General features: G+C 63.9%; 24 protein-coding genes and 2 riboswitches. Of the genes, 13 read left to right on the forward strand and 11 right to left on the reverse strand.

The features are described from left to right. On the reverse strand, window positions 1-156 hold a 156-nt coding region (locus RMQ73_RS06065; protein ID WP_310497227.1), incomplete at its 3' end, for an ATP-binding cassette domain-containing protein. A 74-nt stretch (window positions 157-230) separates the two neighbouring features. Here RMQ73_RS06065 and RMQ73_RS06070 point away from each other — a divergent pair. Then, window positions 231-845: an arylesterase gene (locus tag RMQ73_RS06070; RefSeq protein WP_310497187.1), complete on the forward strand. Its 615-nt coding sequence runs from the start codon at window positions 231-233 to the stop codon at window positions 843-845. 46 nt (window positions 846-891) lie between these two features. Here RMQ73_RS06070 and gcvPB read toward each other — a convergent pair whose 3' ends face one another. Genes gcvPB through gcvT form a run of 5 tightly spaced genes read right to left on the reverse strand, consistent with a single transcriptional unit; the run spans window position 892 to window position 6,065 of the window. After that, the gene (gene gcvPB, locus RMQ73_RS06075; protein ID WP_310497188.1) at window positions 892-2,454 is read right to left on the reverse strand and encodes an aminomethyl-transferring glycine dehydrogenase subunit GcvPB; all 1,563 of its coding nucleotides are present in this window, start codon (window positions 2,452-2,454) and stop codon (window positions 892-894) included. Then, entirely contained in the window at window positions 2,451-3,818 is a 1,368-nt protein-coding gene (gcvPA, locus tag RMQ73_RS06080) for an aminomethyl-transferring glycine dehydrogenase subunit GcvPA (protein WP_310497189.1), read from the reverse strand. The genes gcvPB and gcvPA overlap by 4 nt, the downstream gene beginning before the upstream one ends. A 2-nt stretch (window positions 3,819-3,820) precedes the next feature. After that, complete coding sequence (locus RMQ73_RS06085) at window positions 3,821-4,591, reverse strand: class I SAM-dependent methyltransferase (RefSeq protein WP_310497190.1); 771 nt, start codon at window positions 4,589-4,591, stop codon at window positions 3,821-3,823. Further along, entirely contained in the window at window positions 4,591-4,962 is a 372-nt protein-coding gene (gcvH, locus tag RMQ73_RS06090) for a glycine cleavage system protein GcvH (RefSeq protein WP_310497191.1), read from the reverse strand. The genes RMQ73_RS06085 and gcvH overlap by 1 nt, the downstream gene beginning before the upstream one ends. Then, window positions 4,959-6,065, reverse strand: coding sequence for a glycine cleavage system aminomethyltransferase GcvT (gcvT, locus tag RMQ73_RS06095; protein ID WP_310497192.1), 1,107 nt, complete (start codon window positions 6,063-6,065; stop codon window positions 4,959-4,961). The genes gcvH and gcvT overlap by 4 nt, the downstream gene beginning before the upstream one ends. Before the next feature lie 45 nt (window positions 6,066-6,110). Beyond that, a riboswitch (glycine riboswitch) is annotated at window positions 6,111-6,214 on the reverse strand. A gap of 1 nt (window position 6,215) precedes the next feature. Continuing rightward, window positions 6,216-6,322, reverse strand: a riboswitch (glycine riboswitch). A 105-nt stretch (window positions 6,323-6,427) separates the two neighbouring features. Here gcvT and RMQ73_RS06100 point away from each other — a divergent pair. Beyond that, the gene (locus RMQ73_RS06100) at window positions 6,428-6,886 is read left to right on the forward strand and encodes a hypothetical protein (RefSeq protein ID WP_310497193.1); all 459 of its coding nucleotides are present in this window, start codon (window positions 6,428-6,430) and stop codon (window positions 6,884-6,886) included. A gap of 4 nt (window positions 6,887-6,890) precedes the next feature. On the opposite strand, the gene RMQ73_RS06105 is transcribed toward RMQ73_RS06100, so the two are convergent. Further along, window positions 6,891-7,523, reverse strand: a complete 633-nt coding sequence (locus tag RMQ73_RS06105) for a hypothetical protein (protein ID WP_310497194.1) — start codon at window positions 7,521-7,523, stop codon at window positions 6,891-6,893. A 99-nt stretch (window positions 7,524-7,622) separates the two neighbouring features. Here RMQ73_RS06105 and ispH point away from each other — a divergent pair, with 99 nt between their 5' ends. The 4 genes from ispH to RMQ73_RS06125 all read left to right on the forward strand — a co-directional run bounded on the left by ispH (window position 7,623) and on the right by RMQ73_RS06125 (window position 11,529). Continuing rightward, window positions 7,623-8,612: a 4-hydroxy-3-methylbut-2-enyl diphosphate reductase gene (gene ispH / locus RMQ73_RS06110; protein ID WP_310497195.1), complete on the forward strand. Its 990-nt coding sequence runs from the start codon at window positions 7,623-7,625 to the stop codon at window positions 8,610-8,612. Between the two features lie 12 nt (window positions 8,613-8,624). After that, on the forward strand, window positions 8,625-9,584 hold the full coding sequence (gene thrB / locus RMQ73_RS06115; protein WP_310497196.1) for a homoserine kinase: 960 nt from the start codon (window positions 8,625-8,627) through the stop codon (window positions 9,582-9,584). Further along, window positions 9,577-10,056: a ribonuclease HI gene (gene rnhA, locus RMQ73_RS06120; protein WP_310497197.1), complete on the forward strand. Its 480-nt coding sequence runs from the start codon at window positions 9,577-9,579 to the stop codon at window positions 10,054-10,056. The genes thrB and rnhA overlap by 8 nt, the downstream gene beginning before the upstream one ends. A gap of 81 nt (window positions 10,057-10,137) precedes the next feature. Continuing rightward, entirely contained in the window at window positions 10,138-11,529 is a 1,392-nt protein-coding gene (locus RMQ73_RS06125; RefSeq protein WP_310497198.1) for a PucC family protein, read from the forward strand. A gap of 216 nt (window positions 11,530-11,745) precedes the next feature. Here RMQ73_RS06125 and RMQ73_RS06130 read toward each other — a convergent pair whose 3' ends face one another. Continuing rightward, window positions 11,746-11,970, reverse strand: coding sequence for a light-harvesting protein (locus tag RMQ73_RS06130; RefSeq protein ID WP_310497200.1), 225 nt, complete (start codon window positions 11,968-11,970; stop codon window positions 11,746-11,748). A gap of 17 nt (window positions 11,971-11,987) precedes the next feature. Next, the gene (locus tag RMQ73_RS06135) at window positions 11,988-12,140 is read right to left on the reverse strand and encodes a light-harvesting protein (RefSeq protein ID WP_310497201.1); all 153 of its coding nucleotides are present in this window, start codon (window positions 12,138-12,140) and stop codon (window positions 11,988-11,990) included. A gap of 319 nt (window positions 12,141-12,459) precedes the next feature. Here RMQ73_RS06135 and RMQ73_RS06140 point away from each other — a divergent pair, with 319 nt between their 5' ends. After that, window positions 12,460-13,956: a M20/M25/M40 family metallo-hydrolase gene (locus tag RMQ73_RS06140; RefSeq protein WP_310497202.1), complete on the forward strand. Its 1,497-nt coding sequence runs from the start codon at window positions 12,460-12,462 to the stop codon at window positions 13,954-13,956. Between the two features lie 19 nt (window positions 13,957-13,975). Here the strand turns inward: RMQ73_RS06140 and RMQ73_RS06145 are convergent, their stop codons facing one another. After that, on the reverse strand, window positions 13,976-14,659 hold the full coding sequence (locus tag RMQ73_RS06145; RefSeq protein ID WP_310497203.1) for a nitroreductase: 684 nt from the start codon (window positions 14,657-14,659) through the stop codon (window positions 13,976-13,978). Between the two features lie 57 nt (window positions 14,660-14,716). Between RMQ73_RS06145 and pgsA the strand changes: the two genes are divergently transcribed. The 6 genes from pgsA to RMQ73_RS06175 all read left to right on the forward strand — a co-directional run bounded on the left by pgsA (window position 14,717) and on the right by RMQ73_RS06175 (window position 18,536). Next, window positions 14,717-15,268 (forward strand): CDP-diacylglycerol--glycerol-3-phosphate 3-phosphatidyltransferase, encoded by a 552-nt coding sequence (gene pgsA / locus RMQ73_RS06150; RefSeq protein WP_310497204.1) that lies wholly within the window; start codon window positions 14,717-14,719, stop codon window positions 15,266-15,268. Between the two features lie 64 nt (window positions 15,269-15,332). Continuing rightward, the gene (gene moaD / locus RMQ73_RS06155) at window positions 15,333-15,584 is read left to right on the forward strand and encodes a molybdopterin converting factor subunit 1 (RefSeq protein WP_310497228.1); all 252 of its coding nucleotides are present in this window, start codon (window positions 15,333-15,335) and stop codon (window positions 15,582-15,584) included. Further along, window positions 15,581-16,045: a molybdenum cofactor biosynthesis protein MoaE gene (locus RMQ73_RS06160; RefSeq protein ID WP_310497205.1), complete on the forward strand. Its 465-nt coding sequence runs from the start codon at window positions 15,581-15,583 to the stop codon at window positions 16,043-16,045. The genes moaD and RMQ73_RS06160 overlap by 4 nt, the downstream gene beginning before the upstream one ends. An 81-nt stretch (window positions 16,046-16,126) precedes the next feature. Beyond that, window positions 16,127-17,785 carry a TIR domain-containing protein gene (locus RMQ73_RS06165; protein WP_310497207.1) on the forward strand — a complete coding sequence of 553 codons (1,659 nt, stop codon included), beginning with the start codon at window positions 16,127-16,129 and terminating at the stop codon, window positions 17,783-17,785. Next, entirely contained in the window at window positions 17,782-17,958 is a 177-nt protein-coding gene (locus RMQ73_RS06170; protein ID WP_310497208.1) for a hypothetical protein, read from the forward strand. Before RMQ73_RS06165 ends, RMQ73_RS06170 begins: the two co-directional genes overlap by 4 nt. Next, window positions 17,955-18,536, forward strand: coding sequence for an NAD(P)H-dependent oxidoreductase (locus RMQ73_RS06175; RefSeq protein WP_310497209.1), 582 nt, complete (start codon window positions 17,955-17,957; stop codon window positions 18,534-18,536). The genes RMQ73_RS06170 and RMQ73_RS06175 overlap by 4 nt, the downstream gene beginning before the upstream one ends. Here the strand turns inward: RMQ73_RS06175 and RMQ73_RS06180 are convergent. Next, window positions 18,533-19,399: a diacylglycerol kinase family protein gene (locus RMQ73_RS06180; RefSeq protein ID WP_310497210.1), complete on the reverse strand. Its 867-nt coding sequence runs from the start codon at window positions 19,397-19,399 to the stop codon at window positions 18,533-18,535. The genes RMQ73_RS06175 and RMQ73_RS06180 overlap by 4 nt on opposite strands. Window positions 19,400-19,406: the final 7 nt, after the last annotated feature.

Here is a 19,406-nt window from a genome sequence, read left to right on the forward strand (position 1 = left end):
CAGCGATGACTTGCCAGATCCCGACGGACCAAGCACCGCCAGCCGTTCGCCAGCAGCCACGGAAAGGCTGACCCCGCGCAGCACATCGACGGCAGCATCCGCGTCACCCAGTCTCAGGGTGACATTGCGGGCATCAATGACGATATTGCCGGTCATCAGGTGTTTGTCCGCACTTTACAAGGATTCGAGTCTTGCCCGAATTAGGTTCTCTCCGTCGGCTTTACCAGAGCATGTTCGTGCTTTGCGCTGTGCTCTTGTCGCAGGCGGCATTGGCGGCACCGCAGCGCACCATCCTGGCCTATGGCGATTCCCTGATGGCCGGATACCAGCTGCGACCCGGCGAAGGCTTTGCACCGCAGCTTGAAAAGGCGCTGCGGGCGCGCGGCCATGATGTGCGCGTGGTCGGTGCCGGCGTGTCGGGTGATACTTCGGCGCAGGGCCGGGCGCGGGTGAACTGGGTACTGGCCGGCCTAAAGAAACAGCCCGATCTGGTCATATTGGAACTGGGCGCCAACGACATGCTGCGCGGCCAGCCGCCGGCCTCGGCAAAGGCCAATCTGTCGGCGATGATCAAGGCCTTCCAAGGCAAGGGCAGCCGCGTGCTGCTGGCGGGCATGCGCGCCTCGCCCAATCTGGGGGCGCCCTATGTGAAGGCGTTCGATGCCATGTATCCGGCACTGGCAAAGGTGCACGGCGTGCCACTGTATCCGTTTTTCCTCGACGGCGTCGCGGCCGTGAAGGGCACGCAACTGGCCGATGGCATGCACCCGAACCCAAGGGGCGTCACGATCATGGTGGCACGCATCACACCCATGGTCGAAAAGGCGCTGACGGGCATGAAATAGGGCCGGGGCGGCAACACCCCGGCCTTGTTTTCGTGACTCAATCCGGTCAGGCCGCTTCGCCGACCGGATCCTTCCAGCCCAGCACTGGCTTGCGGGCGGCCGCCGTCTCATCCAGCCGGTGGCGCGGTGCGAAATGCGGCGCCGTCCGCCATGCGTCCGGGTCGGCGAGCATCTGTGTCGCGACATGGCGCATGGCACCGATCAACTGGTCGAGGCTGGCCTTGCTTTCGGTTTCGGTGGGTTCGACCAACATCGCACCATGCACGACAAGCGGGAAATACACCGTCATCGGGTGGAAGCCTTCGTCGATCAACGCCTTGGCGAGATCGAGCGTGGTCAGCCCGGTGCCATCAAGGAAATCGTCCGAGAACAGCGCCTCGTGCATGCACGGACCTGTGTCGGCATAGGGTGCCGAATAGACATCCTTCAGGCTGGCAAGGATGTAGTTGGCATTGAGCACCGCATCCTCTGCGACCTGGCGAAGGCCATCAGCACCATGGCTCATCATGTAGCTGAGCGCGCGTACGAACATACCCATCTGGCCGTGAAAGGCGACCATGCGGCCGAAGCTTTGCGCATGGGCTTCACCGGCGATGTCTTCCTCGACCAGTTCGAACCCGGCCTTGCCCTTGCGGACGAACGGCAACGGCGCAAACGGCGCGAGCTCGGCGGAGAACACCACCGGACCAGACCCGGGCCCGCCGCCGCCATGGGGGGTAGAGAAGGTCTTGTGCAGATTGATGTGCATGGCATCGATGCCAAGGTCACCGGGGCGCACGCGCCCGACGATGGCGTTGAAATTGGCGCCGTCGCAATACACGAAACCGCCGGCGGCATGGACCGCATCGCAGATCGTCTTCAGATCCGGCTCGAACAGGCCGCAGGTGTTGGGATTGGTGATCATCACCGCCGCCACGTCCGGGCCAAGCCGGGCGAGCAGCGCATCCAGATCGACGCGGCCGCGCGCGTTGGCCGGGATGTTTTCGACGATGAATCCGCAAAATGCAGCCGTCGCCGGGTTGGTGCCATGGGCCGATTCGGGCACCAGCACGACCCGGCGGTCATCACCGCGTGCATCGAGTGCGGCGCGGATTGCCAGCATGCCGCACAGTTCGCCATGCGCGCCGGCCTTGGGGCTCATGGCCACTTCCGGCATGCCGGTCAGCGTCTTGAGCCAATGCGCCAGCACATCGATCAGTTCGAGCGCGCCCTGCACCGTCGCTTGCGGCTGCATCGGGTGGATATCGGCAAAGCCCGGCAACCGCGCCATTTTCTCGTTCAGCCGCGGATTGTGCTTCATCGTGCACGAACCCAGCGGGAAGATGCCAAGGTCGATGGCGTAGTTCTGCCGCGACAGGCGGGTATAATGCCGCACGGTTTCGGGTTCCGACAATCCGGGCAGGCCAATGGCTTCGCTGCGATCAAGACCACCAAGCCGGCTGGCTGTCACCGGTACCGGCGGCAGGTCAACGCCGGAGCGGTCAAGCCCGCCGCGCTCGAAGAGCAATGGCTCCTCAAGCATCAGCGCGCGGTTGCCGGTGAAGGTTTCGACAACCGAGCCGGTGCCGGGGACAAGGCGCGTCGGACGGCCCACGTTATTCATGCTCATGCCAGCACCTCGTCAAGCGCGTCTTCCAGCGCATTGAAATCTTCGTCAGTGGCGGTCTCGGTGACCGCCAGGATCATGGCGTTCTTCAGCGACGCTTCACCAGGATACAGCCGGCCAAGCGACACACCGCCCAGCACACCGCGTTCGGCCAGCTTGCGCACCACGGGCCGCGCCTCGGTATCGAACAACAGCGTGAATTCGTTGAAAAAACTGCCGTTGAGCACCGTCACGCCCGGCACACGTGCCAGCCGCTCCGCCAGTTGCACGGCGCGGGCATGGTTGAGCGCCGCGAGATGGCGCAGGCCCTTTTCGCCCAGCAGCGTCATGTGCACCGAAAACGCCAGCGCGATCAGTCCGGAGTTGGTGCAGATATTGCTCGTCGCCTTTTCGCGGCGAATATGCTGCTCGCGGGTGGACAGCGTCAGCACGAAGCCGCGCTTGCCTTGGGTGTCCACAGTCTCGCCGCATAGCCGACCCGGCATCTGGCGCACATATTTGTCGCGCGTGGCGAAAAGGCCAAGATACGGCCCGCCGAAATTCAGGCCGGCACCCAGTGACTGGCCCTCGCCCACCACGATATCGGCGCCCATGTCGCCCGGCGAGCGCATGGCGCCCATGGCGATGACTTCGGTGACGACCGCAATGAGCAGCGCGCCGGCCTTGTGGCAAGCATCGGCCAGCGGCGTCAGGTCGGTGGCATGCCCGAACAGATTGGGGTTTTGCACGATGACGCATGATGTTTCGGAGTCGATGGCCGCGATCAGCGCTTCCAAGTCATGGCCGGGTGCATCCTGGCTGAGGACGGGCACCGATGTTTCGACAACATCATCGGTAAACCGGGTCAGGGTTTTCAGCACCGAGGTATAGTGCGGATGCACGCCTGCCGAAACCACTGCCTTTTTGCGCCGCGTGATGCGCCGGGCCATGAACACCGCCTCGGTCATCGCCGTCGAGCCGTCGTACATCGAGGCGTTGGCGACATCCATGCCGAGCAGCCGGGCGACCTGCGACTGGAATTCGAACAGCACTTGCAACGTGCCCTGTGCGATTTCCGGCTGATAGGGAGTGTAGGCGGTGAGAAATTCGCCGCGCTGGATGATGTGATCGACGCTGGCCGGCACATGATGCTTGTAGGCGCCGCAGCCCACGAAGAATGGCGCTGTGCTGGCGGTCAGGTTACGCCCGGCCATCTTGCCCAGCGCGCGTTCGACGGACAGTTCGCCCTGGTGCATCGGCAGGCCCGCAATCGGCCCATCAAGCCGGGCGGCTTCGGGCACATCGATGAAAAGTTCGTCGATCGATGCGGCGCCAATGGTGGCCAGCATCGCCTCGCGGTCGGGCTGGGAAAGCGGCAGATAACGCATAATTACTCCGGGAGATGCGCGGCAAAGCGCAGGCGAACATAATCGGCAGTCCAGTCGCCTTGCGCGGTCTGGAGCTGCGGGGCGAGAAGCGCCGTGGTTTCGGCAATGATGGCGGCGTGCAGGTCGGCAGGCACCCCGGCAGCGGCGATAAAGCCGCCGCGAAAGGTTTCGAGCCAGCCGGCCATGCCGGTGACAGGAAGCGGCGTCGGGCGGGGCACGATGGCGCAGCTGTCCACGACGAAGCCGCCGCGCACCAGCACCTCGGCAAACGCTTCGGCGCTGGGATAATAGCTGGTTTCAAGGCCGCCGCCGCCAAAGCCATGCGCACCCAGCACGGCGCGAAGGGCGGTACGGATGGCCGCAATATTGGCGTGTCCGCCAAATTCACCCACATAGCGTCCACCGGGTTTCAGCGCGCGCCGGACACCTGCTGTCACCACGTCGGGCTTTCCGACCCAGTGCAGCGCAGCGTTGGTGAACACCGCGTCGAATTCACCTGTGAAATCAATTGTTCTGGCGTCGCCGGCACGGGCGTCGATACCGGCAGCGCGGGCCGCTGCCAACATCGCAGGGTCAGGGTCGATACCAACAACAATGCAGCCGGCCTCGACCAGCTTTTTGGTCAGCACCCCGTCGCCGCAGCCCAGATCGAGAATGCGCTCCCCCGGCTGCGGCGCCAGCAGTGCCAGCGCAGCATTGCCCAACGCCGGCACGAATGCGGCGTTGGCGGCATATAGCGCCGGGTCCCAACTTGTGGCGGTGCCGCTGGACATCACAGGCCGGCGACGAACGCCTGATACGCGGCTGTGTCCATGAGACCGTCCAGTTCGGACGGGTCCGACAATGTCAGCTTGAAGAACCAGCCTTCGCCTTCGGGTGCGGCGTTGACCAGCGCCGGGTCATCGGCAAGCGCGGCATTGCCCTGCGTGACCGTTCCCGACACCGGGGCATAGACATCGCTGGCGGCCTTGACCGATTCCACGACGGCTGCTTCGCCGCCCTTGGTGACGCTGCAGCCCGTTTCGGGCAATTCGACGAATACGACATCGCCAAGCTGTCCCTGCGCATAATCGGTGATACCGACCGTAGCGGTATCACCCGAAACGTCGATCCATTCATGTTCTGCTGTGAAATAACGCGTCATGCGGCTGCTCCTTCGCGGACGTAATTCTTTTGCTTGAAAGGCATGGGGACAATGCGGGCTGCAATACGCTTGCCGCGCACTTCGATTTCGAGCGCCGTGCCGTCGCCGGCATGGGCGGCCGCGACATACGCCATGGCGATGGGCGCGTTAAGGCTGGGCGAGAAACCGCCAGAGGTCAGCGCGCCGACATTTACATCGCCGGCCCAGACGCTAGCGCCTTCACGCGCCGGCATCTTGCCTTCGACCATCAGCCCGACGCGTTTGCGGGGCGCACCCTCGAGCAACTGGCTCATGATGCGGGCCGCGCCGGGGAAGCCGCCTTCCAGCTTGCGGCGCTTGGAGATGGCAAAGGCCAGATCGGCCTCGATTGGCGTTGTGGCCGGGTCAAGGTCATGACCATACAGCGGCAGGCCGGCTTCGAGCCGCAGCGAATCGCGCGCGCCCAGACCGATCGGCTTGACCTCGGTCTCGGCAAGCAACAGCTTGGCCAACACTTCGGCCATGGCGGCAGGGACCGAGATCTCGAAGCCGTCTTCACCGGTATAGCCCGAGCGACTGATCCATAGCGGCGTTCCCGCCCAGTCAAAGCCCGCCGAGCGCATGAAGCGCAAGGCCGACACGCCGGGCACAAACCGCTCCAGCACTGTCACAGCCTTTGGGCCTTGCAGCGCCAGCAGAGCCAGATCATCGCGATAATCGAGCGTGAGACCAGCGCCGCGCATCACGGCCATATCCTGCGCCTTCACTGCACCATTCACGACCAGATACAGGCCATCTTCGCGGCGGGTGATCATGAGATCATCCAGCACGCCGCCATCAATGCCCAGCAACAATGAATAGCGCAGGACGCCGGGCGTCAGGTCCCTGATATCGCCGCAGACAAGCGTCTCCAGCAATACATCCTGTTCGAGCGGCAGCAGGATCTGGCCCATGTGCGACACATCGAACAGGCCGGCGTTGTCCCGCGTCCAGAGATGTTCGGCAATGATGCCTTCGAACTGAATAGGCATGGCATAACCAGCAAACGCCACCATGCGTGCGCCGAGATTGCGGTGAAGCGCATCGAGCGGCAATTTTGCCAAAATCTGGTCGGTATCGGCCATTGATCGTCCCCGGTCACAGTGAAGCGGGATGCGAAATGCCCCCACCTGCCCCCACCTGTCACCGGACCTGAGAGCTTTCATGCGCCATAGGCCCACTTACCCCTTCGGTGGAGCCCCTTCCCAAGAGCTCACTTTCCAGAATGTCGCAGATACGCCAGCGCGGTCCTTTGGCCTGAGAGATTCCGGGGGCGGCTTGCTCCTTCGGCGGCGCCGTCAGGGGCTTTCGACCCTGCGGCGCACTCTCCCGCGCTGACGCCGATGTTGCCACCGGCGACACATTTGTCCTGACCGTTTGGTGTCCTTGAGTCAATTGCCGCAACGTTACCGCGCAAAAAGTCGCAGCTGCGGCCGTCATCAGGCTCATGACAAAACCACTTCGCCTGTTCGCCTTGGGCATCATGCTCGCGCTCGTCAGTCGCAATGCGCCAGTGGCCGCCGCCACAATGCTGTTGCCGATGACGTTGGAGAAATACGCACCGATGCGAGACAAGGCCGAGCTTGGCAACGGAACGCTCGGCAAGGGTAAGGGCGAAGACCCGCAAGACTTGGCGGCCCGAATCGGTGACCCGCCTGTCAGTGGCATGGCAGACACACTCTATCTCCGGTCACCCGCCCGCTTCGGCGCCCATGGCCTGTCGGCCTGGGGCCAGCTCAGGATCAAGGGCGGCGACAATTCGGCACGCGGGACCGTTGTCGGCGGGCGCGAGTATGTCTCGATGGGACCGGTGCCGGAACCGGAGGACTGGGTCATGTTCCTGACCGGGTTTGTCCTCGTCGGAATCATCAGTCGCCGCGGCCGCCGTCAGGCGGCCACAACCTGAATCGCTATTTGGCGATATTGTACGCCAGGCTTCGCTCGTCGAGCTGGAAACCGACCAGCACTTCAAAACTGGCGGCACGCAGGGCGGCTCGGATTTCCGGGTCGGCCATCGGGTCGGTTGCGGCATCAAGCTCGCCGGGGCGGCGTTTGCGATTGATCTTGGCAAGAATTTCGGGCGGCACTGCGGCGGCGGTGCGCGACACGGTTGTCGTCGCCTGGCCCTTGCCAGTTCCGCGCGTCTGGCCATCGGCAAAGCTGATGGTCACGGTGCCGGTCTGCTTGGCGTCGATCAGGTTGCCGCCCTGCACCACGGCGACGAACACCGGCACCGACACATCGCGGGCCGCGCCTGCATCGAATCGCCGGGCCACGACATCATAAGTGATGCTGGACGCAAAGCTGGCGGCGGTTTCTGCGCAGGTGTCGCGGACATTGGTCAAGGTCGCGGTCATGTCGATGTTGCCGGCATCCTGCGCCGTGCCCGGCTTGAAAACCGTAATGTCGCCTGCATAGGTCGGAATGGCGATGGCCGGACAGGCCGAGCGCTTGACCAGAAGCGGGTTGGACTCGCAACCGGCGAGGCCAATGAGGCCAATTGCCAATAGTGGCAGGCGCAGCGAGCGTGTCAGGGATACCATGGCGCCCCTCATAAGGGGGCCACCCCGCGCCGGCAAGTCGCATCGCCGAGCGAACATGCCTGTGGCGCGCGGCCATCCAATCAAGTATCAACCGCTGCCATGAACGCTCTCGCTTCCCCAGCCAACCATGCCGAAGACACTTTGGCGCGGGCCAAACCCGCTCTGCATGTCCTGATTGCCGCGCCGCGCGGCTTTTGCGCCGGGGTCGACCGCGCCATTCACATCGTGGAACTGGCGCTGGAACGCTGGGGGGCACCAGTCTATGTGCGCCACGAGATCGTCCACAACCGCTTTGTGGTCGATAGTCTCAAGGACAAGGGCGCGATCTTTGTCGAGGAACTCGATGAAGTGCCCGATGGCGTGCCGGTCATATTCTCCGCCCATGGCGTGCCCAAGGCAGTGCCGGCTGCAGCAGAGGCGCGCGGGCTGAACTATCTGGATGCGACCTGCCCGCTGGTGTCCAAGGTGCACCGTCAGGCCGAGCGTCTGGTCGATCAGGGCCGACACATTCTGTTCATCGGCCATCAGGGCCACCCGGAAGTCATCGGCACATTCGGCCAGGTGCCGGCCGGCGCCATGACGCTCATTGAAACGCTCGAGGACGCCCAGCGCGTGCAGCCGGAAAACCCGGACAACATCGGCTTTCTGACACAGACCACGTTGTCGGTTGATGACACAGCCGACATGGTCGCCGAACTGCAACGGCGTTTCCCGGCCATTCAAGGCCCACGCGGCGACGACATCTGCTATGCCACGTCCAACCGTCAGGCAGCCGTCAAGGCGATGGCGCCGCGCTGCGACTTGGTGCTGGTCATCGGTGCGACCAATTCGTCGAATTCGCAGCGCCTGCGCGAAGTTGCGGAGCGCGAAGGCGCCTGCGCCTATCTCATCCAGCGCGCCAGCGAAATCGACTGGGACTGGTTCGATGGCGTCACGACGCTCGGCATCACCGCCGGCGCTTCGGCGCCCGAGGTGCTGGTGCAGGAATTGATTGCAATGGTCAGCGACCGCTTCGTCGTCGAGTCGGAAAACATCACGACCGCGGTGGAAGAAGTGGTGTTCAAGCTGCCCCGCGCCCTCACCGCCTGAGGCGGGGGCCGGATGGCGGTGTACACGCCTGTCAGCGCCGATGAACTGGCGAACTTTCTGGCTGGCTATGATCTTGGCGCGCTGGTCAGTTGCAAGGGCATTGCCGAAGGCGTCGAAAACAGCAATTACCTGGTCGAAACCACCGGCGGCCGCTTCATTCTGACGCTTTATGAAAAGCGCGTGGCAGCAGACGACCTGCCATGGTTCCTGGCGCTGATCGGGCATCTGGCGGCCAAGGGGCTGCCGGTGCCCGGCCCCGTGCTGGACCGGCAGGGCCGCGCGCTGCAGACGCTGAATGGTCGCCCCGCCTGCCTCATCCACTTTGCCCCCGGTGTTTCGGTGACCGAGGCCAGCCCAGACACCTGCCATGCCGTCGGCGCGGCGCTGGGCGCAATGCACCAGGCGGTCGCGGATTTCGGGCAGGTGCGCGCCAACAGCCTGGGGCCGACATCATGGCCCGTGCTGGCGGCGCGCTGCACGGGGCGACTGGCCGAAATCGACCAGGCGCTGCCGGCGTTGGTGACAGCTGGTCTTGCCGCTGCCGCCGATTGGCCGACCGGTTTGCCGATCGCCACCATCCATGCCGACCTGTTTCCGGACAATGTGCTGCTGCTCGATGGCCGGGTCACCGGGCTTATCGATTTCTATTTCGCCTGCACGGACGTGCGTGCCTATGATTATGCCGTAACGCATGCGGCATGGTGTTTTTCTGCCGATGGCCGGCACCATCATGCGGACCGGGCATCGGCGCTGTTCACCGGCTATACCAGTGCGCTGGCGCTTTCTGCCGCCGAAATCGCCGCTCTGCCCGTGCTCGGCCAGGGCGCAGCGCTGCGATTTACCCTGACCCGCGCCTATGACTGGCTGAACACACCGCAGGGCGCGATGGTGACGCGCAAGGATCCGATGGCCTTTGCGCGGCGGCTTGCCTGGTATGCTGCGGCGACTTCAAAGGCCATGACAGGTGGCTGACGCTGCTGCTGAACTTCCCCGGTCCGCACTACCACGCGTCGTCATCGCAACCGACGGCGCCTGCAAGGGCAACCCCGGCATCGGCGGCTGGGGTTCGCTGCTGCGCGCGGCCAATGGCCAGGAACGCACCCTCAAGGGAGCCGAGGCGCAAACCACCAACAACCGCATGGAATTGACTGCCGCCATCGAGGCGCTGAACGCGCTGAGCAAGCCCTGCGATGTCATACTGTCCACTGACAGCGTCTACGTGCGCGACGGCATCACCAAATGGATTCACGGCTGGAAGAAAAACGGCTGGAAAACCGCCGACCGCAAACCGGTCAAGAACGCCGATCTGTGGCAGGCCCTGTTGGCGGCCACCACCCGCCACCGCATCGACTGGCGCTGGGTCAAGGGCCATGCCGGCGATCCGGACAATGAACGCGCCGATATGCTGGCGAACGAGGCCATCAGCGAAATGCGTGCACGATAAGGCATTTCGGCCTTGCCCGGCCCCGGCGGATGCGCTTCACACTGGGCTGGCAAATTTGCGCCGCTGACAGGACCAAACGGAATGAATCGGCTCAACGCCCGCATGATCAACGGCTGGATGCGTTTTGGTACGCGCTTCCTGCCCTTTGCCGATGTGGCCAGCGCCGAACAGCCGCTGTCCAAGCTTCTGCGCCTGTCGCTTATCCAAGTGTCGGTGGGCATGTCGCTGGTGCTGCTGGTCGGCACGCTGAACCGGGTGATGATCGTCGAGCTGAAGGTGCCGGCCTCGCTGGTCGGCATCATGCTGGCGCTGCCGCTGCTGTTCGCGCCGTTCCGCGCTCTGATCGGTCACAAGTCCGACACGCATGAATCCGCGCTTGGCTGGCGCCGGGTACCCTATCTGTTTCGCGGCACGATGATCCAGTTCGGCGGCCTGTCGATCATGCCTTTCGCGCTGCTGGTATTGGCCGGATCGATGCAATCGGGCGATGCGCCGGTGTGGATAGGCCGAGCGGCAGCGGCGCTGGCGTTCCTGCTGCTGGGCGCCGGCATTCATATCACCCAGACCGTCGGGCTGGCGCTGGCCACCGACCTGACCTCCGAAGAACAGCAGCCCAACGTCGTCGGGTTGATGTACGTCATGCTGCTGCTCGGCTCCATTCTTGCGTCGCTGGGCTTTGGCTATGCTCTCAAGGACTTCTCGTCGGGCAGGCTCATCCAGGTCATCCAGGGCTCGGCGGTCATCACCGTTTTCCTCAACTTCGTCGCTCTGTGGAAACAGGAAGTGCGCCGCCCGCCGCATTTGATGGCCGAACATGAACGCGCCGGCCCTGCCCCGTCATTTCGCGAAAGCTGGAACGCGTTTATCGTCCAGAACGATGCCATGCGCCGGTTGGTTGCTGTCGGGCTTGGCACGCTCGGTTTTGCCATGGCGGATATCCTGCTCGAACCCTATGGCGGTGAAGTGCTGGGGCTGGGCGTCGGCACCACGACCCTGCTCAGCGCGCTCCTGGCCGGTGGCAGCCTGCTCGGCTTCGCCTATGCGTCATACATCCTCAGTCTTGGCTCCGACCCTTTTCGCATGGCGCGACTGGGGGCCATCATCGGCTTGCCGGCGTTCAGTCTCGTCATCTTTGCCGCCAGTTCCAACGCGCCATCGATTTTCACGCTTGGCGTGCTGATGGCCGGTCTGGGCGCCGGCCTGTTCGGTCATGGCACGTTGACGGCGACCATGCGGCTGGCGCCGCAGGGCCAGATCGGCATGGCCTTGGGTGCATGGGGCGCGGTGCAGGCCACGGCACAGGGGCTTGGCGCGGCTGTCGGCGGCATCACCCGCGACCTTGTTAAGGGCATGGAGCTGGCAACAGGCTTCCCCGCCGCAGCCAACGGCTATGTGGTCGTTTATGGCCTTGAGCTGCTGTTGCTGGCGGCCACGGTCATTGCCATGATGCCGCTGATCACCTCCGAGGATTGATCCTCGGCACAACCATCGGGTTGCATTTACCCTGCCGCGCAGATTTGTGGTGGTGAACGACTTTCAAGCCTTTGTCGAATTGCCGCAACAGGCGGCAATGCGGCCATTTTCCATAGGGCGCGCAAGGCAGGATAACGCAAAAAAGCTGGCACCTTTCGGTACCAGCTTCTTTTCTGTGTGCTCCCGGAACTGGCGAACCAGTCCGAAAACCCGTTCTTACTGAGCGGCGGGCGCTTCAGCAGCCGGGGCAGCCGGCGCTTCGACGACAGCGGCGGGCGCTGCAGCTTCAGCCTTGGCGCCGCCTTGCCAGAAGTCGGCCATCCACGTGGTGTTCGTCAGGATCGAAGCATGCACCAGCAAGGATGCAGAAACGAAACCCAGGAACAGCAGCGACAGCGCAACAGTCGGGTTCACATAGAGCCAGATACGACCTTCATTCATGATTCAGTCCTCCAGCCTTAGTGCAGCCATGGCGTAAGCATGTACGCCAGGATGTGTGCCACAACGGCAATGCCGAAGTAAATCCGCGTGCCCCACTTGAGGCCATCGTTGATTTCGTCAGCCTGCTTTTCCGTCAACCCGCTTGGGTAAACTTTGGTATCGTCTGCCATATTGTCACTCCTCTCTCTAACGGAGTTGGTGCGAAGCTGATGCCATCGCGACCCCCTGCCCGGAGCCAGACACCAGACCGGAAAACCGATCCTCTGCCATGGCCATCTTTGACATAAGCACTTGAACTCTGTCGCCCGCAGCCCCCCCGAACCGACGGGCCGCAATGAACAATATCGCATTGGCAAAGTGTGTCAATGTGTCGCGCGTCATCGTTTGTGCGAATTGGTGCAGTGCGAAAAGTCCGGTATCACCGGCATTGGACCGCGCCGTCATGGTTTGCTAGCCTGCGGCACATCAAGCGACACAAGGCGGGACAACATGCACGATCTGGACAGGCGCACGATATTGCTGGCCGGCGCCGCCAGCCTGCTGCCGGTGCCGGCCGCAGCAGCATCGCCGCGCGCCGCCATACGCGCCGCCATCGACCGGCAATTGCCCGAAAACATCGCCCGCATCCAGGACTGGATCCGCCATCCCGGCATCGCTGCCGAAAACTGGCAGATGGACAGCGCCTGCGACTACACCATGGGATTGCTCAGGGATGCCGGCTTCCAGACGGTCAGGAAGATGCCGACCAGCGGCCAGCCCGGCATATTCGCCACCCTTGATGTCGGGGCAAAGCGCACCATGGGCATCTATTTCATGTATGACGTGAAACAGGTGAACCCTGACGAATGGTCCAGCCCGCCGTTCGAGGCGCGGATCGTCGACAAGCCGGGGTTCGGCAAGGTCATCGTCGGGCGCGGCGCCATCAACCAGAAAGGCCCCGAAGCCGCATTCCTCGCCGCATTGCATGCCTTTCGCGCCGCTGGCGCACGGCTGCCGGTCAACCTCGTGCTGGTAGCTGAGGGCGAGGAGGAAATCGCCTCCCCCAATTTTCACGAAATCGTGCAGGCGCCCGACGTGCTGGCCGCCCTGAAACGCTGCGACGGCATCATCATCCCCACCGCCTGGCAGGCGCCGAACGGGGCTGTGCAGATCAATCTGGGCGCCAAGGGGCCACTGGAATTCCAGTTGATCGCCAGCGGCGAAGCCTGGGGCAAGGGACCAAAGGGCGATATTCATTCCAGCTATCACGCGCAGGTGGACAGCCCGGTGTGGCGGCTGGTGCAGGCGCTGGACACGCTGGTCGAAGCCGATGGTCACACCCCGGCCATCGATGGCTGGTTCGACAATGTGCGGGCGCTGACGGCGCGCGAACGCGAACTGATCGCGCAGACCGCCGCAGCCAACAGCGAAACCGATGCCAAGCGCGCGCTGGGCGTGAAGATGTGGATCAATGACGAACCCTGGCAACAGTCGCTGGAACGCCTTGCCGGCCAACCGACGATCAACATCCAGGGGCTTGTCGCCGGCTATACCGGGCAAGGCGGCAAGACCGTGCTGCCGGGCCGCGCCGAAGCCAAGCTGGAATGCCGGCTGGTGCCTAACCAGACAAAAAAAGAAGCCGAAGCCAAGTTGCGAGCCCATCTGGCCAAGCGCGGCTTTGGCGATATCGAAGTCAAGGTGTCGGGCGGCTATGACCCCACCGAGACCGCCGAAACCAGCCGCGTGATTCGCGCGCAGCAGGCGGTGTATACCCGGCTCGGCGTGCCGCAGACGCTCAACCCGCGCCTCGCCGGTTCCTGGCCGGGATCGGTGTTCACCCAGCCGCCGGTCAGCCTGCCCGCCGGCCAGTTCGGCCTCGGCCATGGATCGGGCGCCCATGCCCCGAACGAATATTTCGTGATCGAATCAAGCAATCCCAAGGTCGAGGGACTGGCCGGCTGCACCATGGGGTTTGTCGAGTTCCTCTACGAGATGGGTGGCGGCTAGGCGCATCGCTGCGCGCACCTCACAGCCCCCGGAATTTCGCCCAGTCCGCCATGGGTGCGCGGGCCGGCATGGCGGCATTGGCGGGGTCGGCGGCGTCCTTGAAACCGATGGCCATACCGGTGAACAACATGCGGTCCTCGGGGATGCCGATGAATTCGCGGATGGTCTGCGGCCACACCGCCCAGCATTCCTGCGGGCAGCTATCAAGGCCCTCCTCGCGCAGCAGCAGCATCAGGCTTTGCAGATACATGCCAAGATCGCTCCACTGCGGCGGGCCCATGGTCTTGGCCACCGAGCAGAACAGCGCGACGGGTGCGCCAAAAAACTGGAAATTGCGGGCGAACCACATGCGCCGCGCCATCTTGTCCTCGCGCGGGATGCCGAGCGCGCGGTAAAGCTCCTCCCCCACCGCGAACCGGTAACTGCTATAGGGTTCTGGCAAGACCTTGGGATAAATGTCATATTCTGTCGGCTCGCCTGTGGCGCCGCCCATCAGCTTGCCCATCATGATCTGCTTGAGCGCCGCAAGGTCGTCGCCGCCAACCACATCGATGTGCCAGGGTTGCAGATTGCCGCCCGATGGCGCCCATGCGGCCTTTTCGACCACGCGCCGGATGGTGTCGCCATCCACCGGCCTGTCCCGAAAGCCGCGCACCGAGCGGCGGGACAACAAGGCTTCACTGACCGTTACGGGAATTGGCATCGCAATTGTGCTCCAGAGCTTCCATCACGCATCAGGATTGCCTATCAAGGGGCCGTGTTGTCCAGCCTCCCCAATCTGCTGACCCTTAGCCGCATCCTGGCGGTGCCGGGGCTTGTCTGGCTGATGTGGGGCAACAGCCAATGGGAATGGCTTGCGGCCTTCATCCTGTTTGCCGTTGCCGGCATCACCGATTATTTCGACGGCTATCTGGCGCGGTCATATGGCACGGTATCCAAGATCGGCCAGTTCCTCGATCCCATTGCCGACAAGATCATGGTGGCGGCCGTCATCGTCATGCTGGTGCATGCCGGCGTGCTGCACGGCCTGTCGGTGATTGCCGGGCTGATCATCCTGCTGCGCGAAATCACCGTGTCGGGCCTGCGCGAATATCTGGCGACATTGCAGGTATCGATGCCGGTGTCGAAGCTGGCCAAATGGAAGACGACGTTCCAGATCGTGGCGCTGGGCGCTTTGGTATTGGCCGGCACAGGCACGCTGTTTCCCTGGTTGCCGAGCATGCAGGTCGGGCTGGTCTGCCTGTGGGCGGCCGCCGCGCTGACGCTGCTGACCGGATATGATTATCTGCGTGTCGGCCTGAAACACATGTGATGCGTGTTCCACGCCAGCCTGCGGCACATGTGATGCAGTTCCACGCCAGCCTGCGGCACATTTGATGCAACTGGTGTATTTCGCCTGGGTGCGGACACGGATCGGCAAGGACGCCGAAACGCTCGCGGTGCCGGCGGGTATGATGACCGTATCGGAACTGCTCGATTGGCTGGCCGTGCGCTCGCCGGGCCATGCAGCGGCGCTTGAAGACCGAAGCGCCATCAAGGTTGCTGTGGACCAGCAGTTTGCCGGGCCGGATACATCCATAGCTGGCGCCAGCGAGATTGCCATTTTTCCCCCGGTGACCGGCGGATGACTTTGTCGGCCTTTGGCGCCCGCCTGCAGGAGGACTCGTTTGACGCCGCCGCCGAGCAGGCCGCCTTGCTGGCCGGCCGCAGCGATCTCGGCGCCGCTGTCAGCTTCACCGGGCTGGTGCGAGCCGATCATGGACTGATTGCACTGACCCTCGAACACTATCCGGCGATGACCCTCGCGCAGATCCAGGCCATCGCCGCCGACGCCGCCGCCCGCTGGCCCGACACCATCGGCACCATCATCCACCGCCACGGGCGGCTGCTTCCCGGCGAAGCCATCGTCCTCGTCACCACCGCCTCCCCCCACCGCGCCCACGCCTTCGCCGCCGCCCAGTTCCTGATGGACTGGCTGAAAACCAAGGCCCCCTTCTGGAAGCGCGAGGAATGGGCCGACGGCACGACACGCTGGGTGGACGCCAAGGGCAGCGACGACAATGCTGCAGAGCGCTGGCTGGCCGAATGAGGCCGGCCCGTTGCCCACGGCGCCCATCGACGCCGCGTTGACGTTCGGATAACGCTTATCCAACGCAGTGCGGGGCCAAACTTGACCGACATCTTCCTCTCCTACAACCGCGAGGACCAGCGCCAAGCCAAGCTGTTTGCCGATGCGTTCGCGGCAGCTGGCCTGAGCGTGTGGTGGGATACCGCGCTGCGTTCCGGCGAGGCCTATGATGAGGTGACCGAGGCCGCCCTGCGCGCTGCCAAGGCGGTGGTGGTGCTGTGGTCGCCGCGCTCGGTCGTCTCGCGCTGGGTGCGTGCCGAAGCCACCATCGCCGACCGCTGCAAGACGCTGGTGCCGGTGACCATCGAGCCCTGCGAACGCCCGATCATGTTTGAACTGACCCAGACCGCAGACCTGTCGCATTGGACGGGGGAGCCGGGGGACAAGGTGTGGGCAGCGTTGCTTGACGATGTGCGGCGTTATGTCGGGCGGGAGGCCGAGCCGGAGGAGATCGCCATCACGATGGCCGAGCCGCTGCCCAGACCAACGGGCGAACGTGGATCGGCGCCTTCGCTTGCAGTGCTTCCCTTCACCAACCGCTCACAGTTGGCCGAGGACGACATACTTGCCGAGGGGATGGTCGAGGACTTGATAGCGGCTTTGGCACAAGGCGTCTTTGTCCGGGTCCTTGGCGGCATGGCCACCGCCAATTTGAGCCGCGCCACGATTTCAGACCCCGCTGCTTTGGGCAGGCGGCTGGGCGTGCGATACCTTCTGGAAGGCAACGTGCGCCGCGTTGCCAGCAACCTGCGCGTGACCACCCAGCTGATCGAGGCGGAGAGTGGCGAAGTATTGTCGACTGGCCGGTTCGATCGTCCGCTCGATGAGCTCGCAGAGCTCCAGGAGGATCTGGTCCACGAAGTTGCGGGCAGTCTCGATACCCAAGTGATGAACCTGGAAGTGGCCCGGGTCCTTAAAAAGCCCGGCGATCTGACTGCCTGGGAATCGGCGATGCGGTGCCTATCATACGCCAGCCATCTCGACGCGGCATCTTTGGCCAAAGGATTGGAGGAGGGGCGCCGAGCCGTTGAGATCGATCCCGAATATGCACTGGGTCACGCCGCGCTCGCCAATTGCTCAGGCGTGTTTTACCTGCTGGCGTTCATCGAAGATCCGTCTCAGGTAAAACTGATCCGGCGGCATATTGATCGCGCTTTAGAATTAGCGCCGAATGATGCGTTCGTCCTCACCTATGTTGGAGCTGCTTTGGTCTATTCGGGGCAACTTGAAGAATCGCTCCGGCCCTTGGCGCGCGCCATCGCGAAGATGCCCGGAAATGGCATGGCGCAGTTCTGCTATTCTGCTGCCTGCAGCTGGCTCGATCGCACGAAGGAAGCGCAAAAGCACGGAAACCTGGCCGTTCGCCTGATGCCTGGATCGCCGATGTTTTGGGCCGTTATGGCGATGCAGGCCAATACCGCTATCCGCTTGGGCTGTTGGGAAGATGCGCTTGCCTGGCTGGACGAGAGCCTCATGCTCAATCCAGACGGCAGCATAATCCGACTGCAACAGGCCATTTGTTACCGGCACTTCGGGCGCCATGGGGACGCGCAAGCCGCGTTTGAGCGGGTGTGCGATGATGGCTGGACCCTTGCACAAATGGAACTCTGGTTTCGGCGGATAATGAGCAACAACGCCGCGCTTGAAGAGCATCTGGAATCCATTAACGCACTGTGGGCAAAGGCGGACCGATCCGCATGACCCCTGCGCCCGACATCTTCCTGTCCTACAATCGCGAGGACCAGGCGCGCGCGAAGCTGTTTGCCGATGCGTTTGCGGCGGCGGGCTTAGGCGTGTGGTGGGACACGGCGTTGAACGTCGCTGCAACGGGCGGTACAAGCACCATGCCAAACGCCGGGGACCAACGATCATGACCAACCCGAGTGCACGCGTGCTGGTACTGGACGGGCATCCGGACGGAACATCGCTGTGCAGCGCGCTGGCCGCCGCTGCCGCCGAAACGGCACAGACGCGCGGGGCGGAGGTGCGGTTGCTGCGGCTGTCGGCGATGCAATTCGATCCCAACCTCGCCCATGGCTACAAGCAGCGCATGGAGCATGAGCCTGATCTGGTCGCGTTTCTGGATGCGGTGCGCTGGTGCGACACGTTCATCCTTATCCACCCGATGTGGTGGGGCGCGGCGCCCGCCAAGCTGAAGGGGCTGATCGACCGCGTGTTCCTGCCCGGAATCGCCTTTGCCTATGAAGGCGACGGGCATTTTCCCAAGAAATTGTTCGAGGGCCGCACAGCGCGCGTGCTGATCACCACCGACACACCTTCATGGTATTTGTGGCTGGGCTATCGCAACGGCTGGCTGAATGTGCTGCGCCGCCAGATCCTCGATTTTGTCGGCTTGAGGGTGACGCACATGAAAACTGTCGGCACCATCCGCGACGCAACGCCGGCCCGGATCGCGGGCTTCATCGAGACGGCACGCAAACTGGCCGCCTAGGCTGCCTCGGTCATGGGCAATGTCCGCACATAACGCAGATCCGACCACCCCGGCACGAAACGCGCCGGCGGCGGTAAGCGCTTGAGTTCACCGTCGAAAAGGCAGCGCAAGGTGCGGCGGCGGCCGACGATCAGTTCGTCCGCTGTGAAGGCCTTGATCTTGGCGGCGCTCCGCCAGTCGGTCAGCAACCAGTTGACCGCAACGGCCATCGCGTCCGCAAGGCCGGTGCCGGAAAAAATGGCCGCCTCAAGGCCCTGATCGCCAGGCATGACCAGCACGCCGGGGTGGCGGCCCGGATGGCCAGCAACGCGCACGCCGCCGACAAAGCCATGCGCCAGCGCCAGTCGCACCGCCTGCACGACCCGCCATAGCCGGCCGTGTCGCGCATTCTCGCGCACGCGCGCCCACCGCGTCATTGGCCCGATGATGATGCGACAATAACTGGTTTCACCGCCGGCGCGCACCACTGGCACATGGCGCAGCGTGCCGGTGGCTGCCGCCGCAACAATCGCTTCGGGTGCAGCATCGCCGTGCAGGGCCTTGGGCAGCAGATTCATGGTGCCGCCCGGCACCGCCAGCACCTGGCCATCCCAGCCTGTCGCCGCCGCGCTGGCGGTGCCGATCGTGCCGTCGCCGCCCATCAGGACCAACGTATCGACGCTGGCCTTGCGGAGCATTGCAGCATCGGGTGCGGCCTGGGCCGGAAAATCGCTGCGTCCGGCGATGACGGCGCCAGCCTGGGTCAGGGCGTCTTCCAATGACGCCAGACGGCCTTCATCAGTGGACCGCGCCGCCATGTTGGCGACAAGCCAGACGGTGCCAAGCGGACGGGCCGGCGCGGGGGGAGCAGGCGGTTCGTGCATGCACTGG

The organism is Sandarakinorhabdus sp., from assembly GCF_031430775.1.
In the GTDB taxonomy this organism is placed as follows: domain Bacteria; phylum Pseudomonadota; class Alphaproteobacteria; order Sphingomonadales; family Sphingomonadaceae; genus Sandarakinorhabdus.